Raw genomic sequence first — 12,388 nt, 5'->3', positions numbered from 1 at the left:
GAAGCAGGCCCTCGCCCAGCTCGCCGCGGCCTACCCCGACCGGATCAACCCCTACCTGTGACCACCCCGCTTACACAGACAAGTTGACACGCCCCTCGATTACCGCCGACCGACTCACCGCCCACCTCGAGGACCTCGTCGCCGCCCGGGGCGCCCCGGCGGTGCTCAGGTCGGACAACGGGCCGGAGTTCATCAGCGAGGCGATGGCCGACTGGGCCGGCACCCGCACCGGCCTGTCCTACATCCCTCCGGGCTCGCCGTGGCGCAACGGGTACGTCGAGTCGTTCAACAGCCGGATCCGCGACGAGTGCCTCAACATCAACAGCTTCTACTCGCTGCTGCACGCACAGGTCATCATCGGCGACTGGAAGGACGAGTACAACCACCACCGCCGGCACTCCTCGCTCGGCTACCTAACCCCAGCCGAGTACGCTCGGCAGTGCACCCATCAAATGGAAACCGACGACTCACAGAACGTCCGGACCGAATGAAGGGGGCGGCTCAGGACGTCTCGACGCCTGATCTGTCGGCGCTGAAGAGGAGCATGAGGCCTGGGCCTCAAGCCAGCTGAAGACCGGTCAAGCAGGTGGGGTCGTCGGGGCGGGTCGAGATGGCCTTTTTCGCGGTGCGGCCTTCAGCTGAGACAGTGAGAGTGGCGTCAATTCCACGCGGCAGCCAGACCCCGACGAATCCGTTGTCGTACGTCGTCAGCGTTTCATCGAGGAGGGTCTCCCCTGACGTCGCCTCGACCACGGTGACGTGGACGTCAGTATTGGCGAGTTCGCCGGTGCAGGTCGTGAGGCTGTGGAAGTAGCATTCGTGAGTCTGGCTGCGATACGGGGCGATAGAGACGTAGAACTCGTCTTCTGGCATCGGCACGGTGGTCTGATTGTTCTGATCGTCGGTCAGTACAAGCTGGTCGGGTTCAATCGACGCGATGAATTCAGACGAGCGATCTGTCACCTTCGTTGAGTCGAGTCGCTTGATGATCTCGCGAGCATTCAATCCGTCTAGATTGTGCTCGACCACCAGTGAGTGATCGGATCCTGCATCAGCGGACGGTCCCGCATCAGCACAGCCGCTGAGCAGGAGGACGGCGCTGGTCGCCAGACCGGTAAAGGCCGCGCAGATCCTCAGGCGGCTCCTGGAGGACTGGATCGGAGCAACAATGGCAAGTGGCATGCCCAACTCTTTTCTCAGGTGAACGTGTTCATGTCGTCAGGTTAGACAGAAGGCATCCCGAGTTCGCCGGTGCCAAGGGCGCGACGACGTGCAAAGCACGCCTGCCCGGAGACATCAAGAGCCTTGTCCTGATCTGGGGCCCACCGGTCCGAGGCACCCTGTGTTGACGAAATCGGATGGTGTCAGGAGCGCACGAGGCGATTGATGGCGTCGGTGGCCTCCTGGATCTTGGCGATGGCCGCGTCTTCATCGCCTTTCTTGGCGGCGTCGAGCACGCAGTGCTTGAGGTGGTCATCGAGCAGACCGGTCGCCACTCCTTGCAGGGCGCGGGTGAGGGCCGAGACCTGGGTGAGGATGTCGATGCAGTACTTTTCGTCGTCGATCATCTTCGTGATGCCGCGGGCTTGGCCTTCGATACGCTTCATGCGGTTGCGGTAGCGGTCCTTGTCACTGATGTAGCCGTGCCGATGGGCTCCGGCGTCGGTACCGGTCTCATCGGCTGCAGTTTCAGTGGTCACGGGTGTGTCCTTCACTTCTGGTGCTCCAGGACGGAGCGGGTGCTGGCAGCTGGGGCGAGGTCGATGCGACGCAGCAGCTGGGCGTTGAGCGCGACGACGACGGTGGAGATCGACATCAGGATCGCACCTACTGACATCGGCATGACGAAGCCGACGGGTGCGAGCACGCCAGCCGCGAGCGGCACAGAGAGCAAGTTGTACCCTGCAGCCCACCACAGGTTTTGCCTCATTTTACGGTATGCGGCACGGGAGAGCTGGATCACCGAGAGCACGCTACGCGGGTCGGAGCTGGCGAGGATGACACCTGCAGAGGCGATGGCGACGTCGGTGCCGGCCCCGATGGCGATGCCGACGTCGGCCTGGGCCAGGGCAGGGGCGTCGTTGACGCCGTCGCCGACCATGGCGACCTTCTTGCCCTCCTTCTGCAGCTGGTCGACCTTGGCGGATTTGTCCTCGGGGCGGACGCCGGCGAAGACCCGGTCGATGCCGAGCTCTCTTCCCACCTCGTTCGCCACGGCTTCCGCGTCGCCGGTGATCATGACGACCTCGACGCCGAGCTGATGGAGCGCATCGACGGCGTCGCGGGACTCTGGGCGAACCTCGTCGGCGAGCTTGAGACCGCCGATGACCTTGCCGTCGCGGAGGACGTGCAGGATGATCGCACCCTCTGCCCGCCATTCGTCGGCGACACCGATCTCGTCCTGGCCGGTCTCCTCGAGCAGACGGGGTCCGCCGACGCGGATCTCATGGTCGGCCACCGTCGCGGTGACGCCGACCGCCGGGGAGGAGGTGAACCCGCTGGCCGGTTCGACGGCGAGGCCCTTCTCCTTGGCGGCGGTGACGATGGACCGGGCGAGGGGGTGCTCACTGTCGGCCTCGGCGGAGGCGGCCAGGGCGAGAAGCTGTTCGGCATTCAGGCCGCCGGTCGGCTCCACGCCGGTGACGGTGGGCTCGCCCTTGGTCAGGGTGCCGGTCTTGTCGAAGAGCACCGCGTCGACCTGGCGCATGGACTCCAGGGCGAGGCGGTCCTTGATCAGGACGCCGCCGCGGGCGGCGCGCTCGGTGGCGATGGACACGACCAGAGGGATCGCCAGACCCAGCGCATGGGGGCAGGCGATGACGAGGACAGTGATGGTGCGAACGACCGCGTCGTCGGGGAGCCCGAAGAGCGTCCAGACGACGGCGGTGATCAGCGCAGCTCCGAGGGCGAACCAGAACAGCAGGGCCGCAGCCCGGTCGGCGATGCGCTGGGCACGGGAAGATGAGCCCTGCGCCTCGGCGACGAGCCTGTTGATGCCCGCCAGAGCCGTGTCGTCGCCGGTGGCGGTGATCTCTACGCGCAGGCCGGAGTCGGTGGCCACGGTGCCGGCGGTGACGTTCTCGCCCTCGCCGCGGGCGACGGGGTGTGATTCGCCGGTGATCATGGACTCGTCCATGTCGGCGCGGCCGTCGACGATGGTGCCGTCGGCGGGGACGCTGCCGCCAGGCCGGACGATGACGACGTCGCCGACGCGCAGCTCTGCCGGGTCGACCTTGACGACGTCGTCTCCCTCTATACGCTCAGCCTCGTCAGGGAGCAGCGCGGCGAGGGAGTCCAACGCCGAGGTGGTCTGGGCCAGTGAGCGCATCTCGATCCAGTGGCCCAGCAGCATGATGACGATCAGCAGCGCCAACTCCCACCAGAACTCGAGCTCGGGGTGGACGAGACCGACAGTGGCGGCCCAGGAGGCGAGGAACGCTACGGTGATGCCGAGCGCGATGAGCAGCATCATCCCCGGCTGGCGGCTTTTCAGCTCGCTGACAGCACCGGTGAGGAACGGGGTGCCGCCCCAGGCGTACATGACGGAGCCGAGGACTGCGGCGACCCAGCCCGCCCAGCTGGGGACCGAGTAGCCCAGGAGCATGGCGAACATGGGGGAGAACGCGACCACCGGGATGGCGATGATCAGATTGATCCAGAACAGCCGCCGGAACTGGCCGACGTGGTCGCCGTGGCCCGCGTGACCACCGCCGTGATGACCGTGCCCGGCGTGGTCACCGTGTTCCATGGTGTGGTCTTCGTTCTCGGCGCGCGAGTCGTCACGGTGGCCGGACTCGGTGGTCGCGACGCCGGCGTGGTCATGGTGATGCGTGGTCGGGTCCGTCATGCTCTTCGCTTCCCCTCGTCATTCCCCGATCTTTCCTTCGATCGGGTCGTATTTCGCCGCGGACCTTCAGCGCGCCCGCGGCGATCGGCTCAGGAGGCCGGCTTGAGCTCGCTCTCGACGACCCACTTGTGGTTGGTCATCGTCATGCCGTCGGACTCGTAATCGACCATGTAGACGGTCTCCTCGGTGGAGGAGGCGATGGTCGCCTTCGCGCCCTTCATGCCTTCCATGTGTTCGGCCTCGAGAGTGACCTCGGTGCCGTCGGCCAGACGTTCATCTCCGGCGTCCTTGATCTCCTGCTGGACGACCCACTTGTGATCCTTGACCGGCTCCCCGCCTGCGGACGGCGTGAAGTCCACCGCATAGGTGTACGTGTCGTACGCGCCGGCGATCATCGCGTTCGCACCGTCCATGCCCTCCATGTGGTCGGCGGTGAGCGTGACCTCGGTGCCGACCGGGTATGTGGGCGACGCAGCCGTCTCGATGCCCTCGGGGGCGGGGCCGCCGTCCATCGGATGCTCCATCCCGCCGCTGTCAGAGCTGCTGCCGTGGCCCTCGTGCTGGCTGGTCGTCGAGGGGGTCCCTTGGTCCTGGTCGCCGCCGGTGCTGCAGCCGGTGAACACGAGCGCTCCTCCGAGCACTCCTGCGGCGACGGTGGTCTTGAGGTGCTTGCGCATGAAGTCTCCTGTTCGTTCTGGTCCAGTCAACGCTATACCCCTCCCGGGTATCAAGTCGATGTCGATCGGCGGGCGTGGAATCGCCCGGCCAAGATCCAGTCGACCCGGGGTGGCAGCGCTGAGGCTGCGATGGAGAACATCGGCTCGGCGGCCCTGGTCGCAGATGGAATCGAGGCCCGAACGGACGGGCTCACCTCGCTCGCCGTCGTGACGGGATCGGCTGCGTCGTCTCGTGAACATCACCGTGGTGAGAAGACGATCCCAGTACCGCCGATCACCCAAGAGAAATTGGTCTTGTACGGTTGCATCGTCGGGCGTCCCATCGAGACAGGGATCCTGAGAGCCGACGGAAGCTGTGCAACTATCGCCAGGCAGAGCGAAGCATGTCTCAGTACGTGCTCCGTCAGATCGCCGCGAAGGCCTGATCCACGGGGCCCGCCCGCGCGGGCCGCCGCCCGCGTCCCGCCCGGGCGCGGACCCGCGGAGTAGGCTGGTCGCACCATGGAACATCTGCCCCCCACGAGCCCCGGCGCCCCGCTGCTGCCGCAGATCGCCCGCCCGGCGGACCTGTCGGCCCTCACGGAGGACCAGTTGACCGCGCTGGCGGCGGAGATCCGCGCCTACCTGATCGCCCACGTCTCCAAGACGGGTGGCCATCTCGGACCGAACCTGGGCGTCGTCGAGCTGACGCTGGCCGTGCACCGCGTGTTCGAGTCGCCGAAGGATGCGGTCATCTTCGACACGGGCCACCAGTCGTACGTGCACAAGCTGCTCACGGGGCGCCAGGACTTCACGACGCTCCGCCAGGAGGGGGGCCTGTCCGGCTACGGCGACCGCACCGAGTCCGAGCACGACGTGGTGGAGTCCTCGCATGCCTCCAGCTCGCTCTCCTGGGCGGACGGCATCGCGCGGGCCTGGGCGCAGACCGGGCAGGGGGACCGCACCGTGGTGGCCGTGATCGGCGACGGCGCGCTCACGGGGGGCATGGCCTGGGAGGCGGTCAACAACATCGCCGCCGGCCGGGATCGGCGCGTGGTGATCGTGGTCAACGACAACGGCCGCTCGTACGCGCCCACGGTGGGCGGCGTCGCCGAGCACCTGGGCGGACTGCGCCGCGGGGTGCTGGACAAGGTGCGCACCCACCACCGCTACGAGCAGACCCTCGACTACCTCAAGCGCCGCCTCCAGGAGGCCGGCCTCGCGGGTGAGCTGGTGTACCGGCCGCTGCACGCGGCGAAGAAGGGCCTCAAGGACCTCTGGGCGCCGCAGGGCCTGTTCGAGGACCTGGGCATGAAGTACATCGGTCCGGTGGACGGTCACGACCTCACCGCCATGGAGGAGGCCCTCGAGGACGCGCGGGCGTACGGCGGGCCCGTGATCGTCCACGCGATGACCGAGAAGGGGCACGGCTACGCGCCGGCGGTCGCGCACGAGGCGGACCAGTTCCACGCGATCGGCGTGATCGACCCCTCCACGGGCGAGCCCATCACCTCGTCGACGGCCCAGTCCTGGACCTCCGTGTTCGGCGAGGAGATGGTCGCGATCGCGGACGAGCGGCCGGACGTCGTGGCCATCACCGCCGCCATGCAGAACCCCGTGGGCCTGGCCCCGATGGCGCTGGCCCACCCGGACCGGGTGTTCGACGTCGGCATCGCCGAGCAGCACGCGGTCACGTCGGCCGCCGGCATGGCCTTCGGCGGCCTGCACCCCGTGGTGGCCGTCTACGCGACCTTCCTCAACCGCGCCTACGACCAGGTGCTCATGGACGTGGGCCTGCACCGTGCGGGCGTGACGTTCGTGCTGGACCGCGCGGGCGTCACCGGGCCGGACGGCCCGAGCCACCACGGCATGTGGGACCTGGCCCTGCTGCAGTCGGTCCCGGGGCTGCGGATCTCCGCGCCCCGCGACGCGGACACGCTCCGGGAGGAGCTGCGCGAGGCCGTCGCCGTCGAGGACGCGCCCACCGTGGTGCGGTTCGCGAAGGGCTCGGTCGGCGAGCCGGTGCGCGCCCTGGAGCGGCTGTCGGACGGCACGGACGTGCTCGCCCGGCGCGGCGAGGCCGGCGGACGCGACGGCGCCGAGCGGGACGTGCTGATCGTGGCGGTGGGCGCGATGGCCGAGCTCGGCCTCGACGTCGCCGAACGGCTCGAGCGGCACGGCATCAGCGCCACGGTGATCGACCCGCGGTGGGTCCTGCCCGTGGCCCGGTCCGTGATCGACACGGCCGCCCGCCACCGGATCGTCGTGTGCCTCGAGGACGGGGTGCGGGCCGGCGGCGTCGGCTCGCGGATCCGGCAGGAGATGCGCGCGGCCGGCGTGGACACCGCCCTGAACGAGGTCGGCCTGCCGGTCGAGTTCCTCGCCCACGGCAGCCGCGAGCAGGTGCTGGCCCGCGTGGGCCTCACCGCGCAGCGCATCACCCAGGACACCGTCGCCCAGGTCCTCGGCGCCAAGGTCCCGTACGCCCGGCCCGTCCCCGAGGACGCGGCCGCCCCCCACCACCAGGAGCAGGCATGAGCATCGTCCGGCTGTACCGTGAGACCGTCGGCGACGACGGCACCCGGCTCTTCGAGTACCGCGAGGCATGGGCCGACGCGGAGGCCGGGGAGTTCGTGGTCCACCACGGCCGGGTCGGCCAGCCCGGCACCGTCGGGGAGCAGCCCCTGGCCGACCAGGTCGAGGGTGATCAGCTGCTGGCCGCGTTCGTGGCGCAGGGCGCGGAGGAGGGCTTCGCCGAGGCGGACCCCGCGACCTTCGCCGTGCTGCCGGTGGCCTACCGGCTCCGCGGCCGGGAGGCCACGGTGATCGAGCGGCGCACCGTGGAACGGCTGCGCGTCGAGGTGACCCACCAGCTGGCCTGGCGCGGTCTTGGCGAGGTCGAGGACGTCGTCGAGGAGGCCGGTGCCCTCGTGCTGCGCGTCCGGACCCCCCACGCCCGCAAGGCCGCCGCCGAGATCCCGGCGGCCGCCAAGCGCGCCGACGGCGTGCAGCCGAACAAGGTGGACGTCCGCACCGCAGAGCAGGAGGGCTGACCCGTGCGCCACACCCGTCTCGGCCGCTCCGGGCTGACCGTCTCCGTCGTCGGCCTGGGCTGCAACAACCTCGGCCGCCCCGGCACCGCCACGCTGGAGCAGGCCGGCACCGACGCCGTCGTCCACGCCGCGCTCGACGCCGGCATCACCTTCTTCGACGTCGCCGACGTCTACGGCGCCGAGCCCGGCCTGTCCGAGGAGCGGCTCGGCCGCGCCCTGGGCGCCCGCCGCGACGAGGTGGTGATCGGCACCAAGTTCGGCATGGACATGGGCGGTGTCGCCGGCGACGACGGCGGCGCGCGGGGCTCCCGCCGGTACATCGTGCGCGCCGTCGAGGACTCCCTGCGCCGCCTCGGCACCGACTGGATCGACCTCTACCAGTTCCACACCCCGGACCCGGCCACGCCCATCGAGGAGACCCTCCGCGCGCTCGACGACCTCGTGCGCGCCGGCAAGGTCCGCTACGTGGGCCACTCGAACCGGGCCGGGTGGCAGATCGCCCAGGCCGAGTACGTGGCCCGCGAGCTGGGCGTGGAGCGCTTCGTGTCCGCGCAGAACCACTACAACCTGCTGGACCGCCGGGCCGAGCTCGAGGTGGTCCCGGCGGCGGCCGAGTTCGGGCTCGGCGTCCTGCCGTACTTCCCGCTGGCCAACGGGCTGCTCACGGGCAAGTACTCGCAGGGCGACGCCCCCGAGGGCTCGCGCCTGTCCCACGTGCGCCAGCACATGGTGGCCGACGCCGACCTGGAGCAGCTGGCCGCGTTCGGCCGGTTCGCCCGGGAGCGGGGGATCACCGAGGTCCAGGCCGCGATCGGGTGGCTGGCGGCGCAGGGGCCGGTGTCCTCCGTGATCGCCGGCGCCACCCGTGCCGCGCAGGTCGTGGAGAACGCGGCGGCGGCCGACTGGCTCGCCACCGCGGAGGACCTGGCCGAGCTGGACGCCCTGTTCCCGGGCCCGGAGAAGGTCGCGCTCTTCTGATGGCCGGCGCGCTGACCGGCGCGGCCGCCGCGACCCCGCTCGTGCCGACGCCGGGGGAGGCCGCCCTGGGCTGGACCGTGTCCGTCGTGGCCGGTGCGCTGTGGGTGGCCGGCTTCGTCTCGCTGGGCCGCAGCCCCCTGGACGCCCGGGCGCGCCTGCCGTGGGTCGGCCTCATGCTGCTGCTGCCGGTGCTGGGGGCGCTCATCTGGTTCTGGTGGCGGCACCGCTACTACCCGGCGCGGCGGCGCGAGCAGCCGGCGTGGGACCCCAACGACCGCTCCGCCGTCGTGGTGCCCCCGCGCCGGCGCTACGGCGCGCCGGAGGAATGAGCCGGGCTCAGAGCTTGACGACGATGCGGTCGTCGACGACGGCCGCGTCGTAGTCCATGAGGGCCTTGCGGGCCGGGCCGCCGAACGGCTTCCCCGAGGTGACGTCGAAGTGCGAGCCGTGGCAGGGGCAGGCGTAGGCCGGGCCCTCCTGCCGGTCCACGACCTGGAGCAGGCAGCCCTGATGCGTGCACACGTTGGTGAAGGCGGTCACCGTGGTCTCGTCCACGCGATGCATCATCAGCGTCCGACCCTGCACCTGCACCTCCCGGGAGGCGCCCACGGGCAGCTCGGCGGCGGGCAGCGCGTCGACGGCGTCGGAGCCGGTGTAGTGGTCCTGCGCGGTGTCCTTCTCACGCAGCCGGTCCGTGCAGCCGGCCAGCGCGAGTGTGCCGGCACCCGCGGCGGCGACGGCGGCGCCGCGGCCCAGGACGGTGCGGCGGGAGGTGTCCGGGCGGGCGTGGTCGTCGCAGCAGCCGGACCGGGAGGAGTTCGGGGTGAGGGGGGAGTCCTGCGTGGTCATCGACCCATTATCGCCCGTGGCGAGGGCGGATGCGACCGGGCCCGACGGGTGCGAGGATCGGGGGGACGGACCCCCGAGCCCCAGGAGCACCGCCGTGACCCACCCCGCCCCGCGCCCCACCGGCGCCGCCCGTTTCGACCTCACTCCCTTCGAGCGGTGGGAGGCCGTGACCCTCGACGACGTGCACGTCGGCTTCCTGCACCGGGTGCTGGAGGACGGCGTGCTGACCACCCGCATGGGCTTCGCCCCCACGCCCGCCCAGCGCGCCGCCCGCGGTGGACTGCCCGAGCGCTACCTCGCCCAGACGCAGGTCGGCTTCACGCCCGACGGGGACGGCTGGGCATGGACGACCCACGAGGACTCCGCCGGAGCCCAGCGGGTGCGCATCGACCGTGAGCGGGCCGGCATCGACGCCGCGGTGCTGCCCTCGTACGCGGAGTACCTCCTCCTCGCGCGGGTGGCCGCCGAGGGCCCGCTCGCCGTGGACCGGCTCGAGGAGGCCTCGCCCCTGCAGGGCGGGCTGCGCGTGCCCCGCGCCGAGCTGCGCCCGGCGGACGCGGGCGGGTCGGACGTGCGGGTGGCCGTCGTCGCGGACGGCGTGGAGCTGGGGGCGCACCTCGTGCGCGAGGGCGCCGTGGTCGCCTCCGACTGGGGCGGGGGCACCGCCTCGACCCCCGTGGCCGACCAGGCCGCGGCGACCGCCGGGCTCGACGCGCACGTGGTGACGTTCGCCGGGCTGCCGATCGCCTGAGCCGTGGGCCGGGCCGTCGCGGACGGCCCGGCCGGGGCCGGTCAGGCCTGCGCGGCCGGGTGGAAGCGCCGCCCGTTCACCCGCTCGGCGGCCCCGCAGTCGTCCAGGTACGGCGTGATGCCGCCCAGGTGCAGGGGCCAGTTGGCGCCGAGGATCATGCACAGGTCCACGTCCTCGGGGGCCGCGACGACGTGCTCGTCCAGGAGCAGGCCGATCTCCTCGGCCAGCGCGTCCTCGACCCGGCGCAGCAGCTCCTCGGAGGTCTGCGGGGTCGAGCCCTGCTCCAGCAGGGCCGCGGTCGCCTCCGGGATCTGCTCGCCGGTCGCGCCGGCGGCCTCCTCGTCGCGCCGGTCGGGGCGGACGTCCTTGGCCCAGATCGCGGTCTTGCCGGCGTCGATCAGGCGCTGCAGGTTCGCCGAGACCGGGAAGCGCTCCGCGCCGAAGGACGCGGAGAGGGACTCGGACACGTGCTGGGCCACGGGGATGCCGACCATGGCCAGGAGGGTGAACGGCGTCATCGGCAGGGCCAGCGGGTCCAGCGCGTGGTCGGCCTCGTGCGCGTCGGTGCCCTCGTCGAAGGAGTTCTGCACCTCGCCCATCATGCGCAGCAGGACGCGGTTGACCACGAACGCGGTGGCGTCGTGGACGAGCACGCCGGTCTTGCGGAGCCGGCGGGTCAGTTCGAACGCGGTGGCCACGACCTCGTCCGTCGTCGCCTCGGTCCGCACGATCTCCACGAGCGGCATGACCGCCACCGGGTTGAAGAAGTGGAAGCCCACGAGGCGCTCGGGATGCTCGAGGACCTCGGCCATGGCGGCCACGGACAGGCTCGAGGTGTTGGTCATCAGGATGGCGTCCTCACGCACGATGCCCTCGAGCTCGCGGAAGACGGTGCGCTTGACCTCGAGCTCCTCGAAGACGGCCTCGATGACGATGTCGGCGTCCGCGTACACCGCCTTGTCCGTGTCCGCGGTGATCAACCCGGCCAGGGCCTCGCCGTCCTCGGCGGAGAGCCGTCCACGGGAGACCATCTTCTCGACCTGCGCGCGCACGCCCGCCAGGCCGCGCTCGACACGCTCGGCGTCGATGTCCGTCATCACGACGGGCACCCGCAGGTGCCGGGCGAAGACGAGGGCGAGCTGGCCGGCCATCAGGCCCGCACCGACGATGCCGACCTTGCGGACCTCGCGGGCGAGCTCGCGGCCCGGGTCGCCGGCGGGGCGCTTGGCGCGGCCCTGGACGAGGCCGAGGAACGCGTACACGGTGCGCCGGAACTCGGGGGAGTGCAGCAGCGTCCCGAGGGCGTCCGCCTCGGCCTGGGCGGACTCGGCGCGGGTGCGCGTGCGGGCGCCGGTGAACAGGTCCTCCAGGTGACGGCGCGCCGGCAGGTGGCGTCCGGGGCGAGCGGCCTGCAGCCGCTCCAGCGCCGCCAGGGCGCGGTCCCAGGCGGCGTCGGACACGTCGCGGTCGCGGTGGGCGGCCAGTTCGGCCGCCACGGACTCGTCCCCGGCGACCAGGGCGGCGGCGAGCTCGAGGCCCGCGTCGAGGAGGTCCCCCTCCACGATCCGGTCCATCAGGCCGAGCCCGTGCGCCGCGCGGGCGTCGAGCATGCGGTTGTCGTCGAGGGGGTTCTTCAGCACGACGTCGACGGCGGCCTCCGGGCCGATCAGATGGGGCACGCGCCACACGCCGGACCAGCCGGGGATCAGGCCGAGCCGGACCTCGGGCAGGCCGAAGCCCTTCGCATCGGCGGCCACCACGCGGTGTCCGGCGGCCAGGGCCAGCTCGAGGCCGCCGCCGAGGGCGAGGCCGTTCACGAGCGCAACCGTGGGGATCTCGAGGGCCGCGAGCCGGTCGTAGACGGCGTGGCCGAGCAGGGCCAGGTCGCGGCCGACGTCGTCGGTGAGGCCCGCGATCAGGGACAGGTCCGCCCCGGCCGCGAAGGTCCCCTCCACACCGGTCACGGCCAGGGCCTGGATCTCGCCCGCGGCGGCCCGGGCGGCCTGCTCGTCGAGCACCCGGCCGAGGCCGAGGAGCGTGGCCGGGCCCAGGGTCGCGGGCCGGCGGGGTCCCTGCCCGTTGTCCAGCGTGAGCAGCGCGAGCGTGCCCGCACCCTCGGGCAGGGCGTGGTCGGTCACGGTGACGGTGGTGACGACCTCATCCGGGGCCAGGGCGGGCAGGTGGTCGAAGGAAGCAAGAGAAACGGATGTCATGCGGGTCACACTACCGGCGAGTAGCCTCCGCGTCGACGCGA

General features: G+C 71.4%; 11 protein-coding genes and 1 pseudogene. 6 read left to right on the top strand and 6 right to left on the bottom strand.

Annotated features, from left to right (window positions below):
• Positions 1–83 precede the first annotated feature (83 nt).
• Positions 84–491: pseudogene (locus DE149_RS07180) on the top strand (integrase core domain-containing protein); the annotation flags it as partial.
• 67 nt (positions 492–558) lie between these two features.
• Here DE149_RS07180 and DE149_RS07175 read toward each other — a convergent pair.
• The 4 genes from DE149_RS07175 to DE149_RS07160 all read right to left on the bottom strand — a co-directional run bounded on the left by DE149_RS07175 (position 559) and on the right by DE149_RS07160 (position 4,524).
• On the bottom strand, positions 559–1,182 hold the full coding sequence (locus DE149_RS07175; protein WP_101966018.1) for a CueP family metal-binding protein: 624 nt from the start codon (positions 1,180–1,182) through the stop codon (positions 559–561).
• Between the two features lie 182 nt (positions 1,183–1,364).
• A complete protein-coding gene (locus tag DE149_RS07170) occupies positions 1,365–1,700 on the bottom strand; it encodes a metal-sensitive transcriptional regulator (protein ID WP_269454423.1) in 336 nt (111 codons plus the stop codon).
• A gap of 11 nt (positions 1,701–1,711) precedes the next feature.
• On the bottom strand, positions 1,712–3,847 hold the full coding sequence (locus DE149_RS07165; RefSeq protein ID WP_036317660.1) for a heavy metal translocating P-type ATPase: 2,136 nt from the start codon (positions 3,845–3,847) through the stop codon (positions 1,712–1,714).
• Positions 3,848–3,936: 89 nt separating this feature from the next.
• The gene (locus tag DE149_RS07160; protein ID WP_020627858.1) at positions 3,937–4,524 is read right to left on the bottom strand and encodes a YdhK family protein; all 588 of its coding nucleotides are present in this window, start codon (positions 4,522–4,524) and stop codon (positions 3,937–3,939) included.
• 501 nt (positions 4,525–5,025) lie between these two features.
• Here DE149_RS07160 and dxs point away from each other — a divergent pair.
• Genes dxs through DE149_RS07135 form a run of 4 tightly spaced genes read left to right on the top strand, consistent with a single transcriptional unit; the run spans position 5,026 to position 8,863 of the window.
• A complete protein-coding gene (gene dxs, locus DE149_RS07150; RefSeq protein WP_020627857.1) occupies positions 5,026–7,041 on the top strand; it encodes a 1-deoxy-D-xylulose-5-phosphate synthase in 2,016 nt (671 codons plus the stop codon).
• Complete coding sequence (locus DE149_RS07145) at positions 7,038–7,556, top strand: hypothetical protein (RefSeq protein ID WP_036317662.1); 519 nt, start codon at positions 7,038–7,040, stop codon at positions 7,554–7,556. Before dxs ends, DE149_RS07145 begins: the two co-directional genes overlap by 4 nt.
• A gap of 3 nt (positions 7,557–7,559) precedes the next feature.
• Entirely contained in the window at positions 7,560–8,534 is a 975-nt protein-coding gene (locus DE149_RS07140) for an aldo/keto reductase (RefSeq protein WP_036317666.1), read from the top strand.
• A complete protein-coding gene (locus DE149_RS07135) occupies positions 8,534–8,863 on the top strand; it encodes a PLD nuclease N-terminal domain-containing protein (protein WP_020627854.1) in 330 nt (109 codons plus the stop codon). The genes DE149_RS07140 and DE149_RS07135 overlap by 1 nt, the downstream gene beginning before the upstream one ends.
• Positions 8,864–8,870: 7 nt before the next feature.
• Here DE149_RS07135 and DE149_RS07130 read toward each other — a convergent pair whose 3' ends face one another.
• A complete protein-coding gene (locus tag DE149_RS07130; protein WP_020627853.1) occupies positions 8,871–9,383 on the bottom strand; it encodes a Rieske (2Fe-2S) protein in 513 nt (170 codons plus the stop codon).
• Positions 9,384–9,477: 94 nt separating this feature from the next.
• Between DE149_RS07130 and DE149_RS07125 the strand changes: the two genes are divergently transcribed.
• Entirely contained in the window at positions 9,478–10,134 is a 657-nt protein-coding gene (locus DE149_RS07125; protein ID WP_036382836.1) for a hypothetical protein, read from the top strand.
• A gap of 41 nt (positions 10,135–10,175) precedes the next feature.
• Here the strand turns inward: DE149_RS07125 and DE149_RS07120 are convergent, their stop codons facing one another.
• The gene (locus DE149_RS07120; RefSeq protein WP_061873140.1) at positions 10,176–12,347 is read right to left on the bottom strand and encodes a 3-hydroxyacyl-CoA dehydrogenase NAD-binding domain-containing protein; all 2,172 of its coding nucleotides are present in this window, start codon (positions 12,345–12,347) and stop codon (positions 10,176–10,178) included.
• Between the last annotated feature and the right edge of the window lie 41 nt (positions 12,348–12,388).

The organism is Micrococcus sp. KT16, assembly GCF_003315015.1.
In the GTDB taxonomy this organism is placed as follows: Bacteria; Actinomycetota; Actinomycetes; order Actinomycetales; family Micrococcaceae; genus Micrococcus; species Micrococcus luteus.
This window is presented reverse-complemented; position numbering and strand designations above follow the sequence as displayed.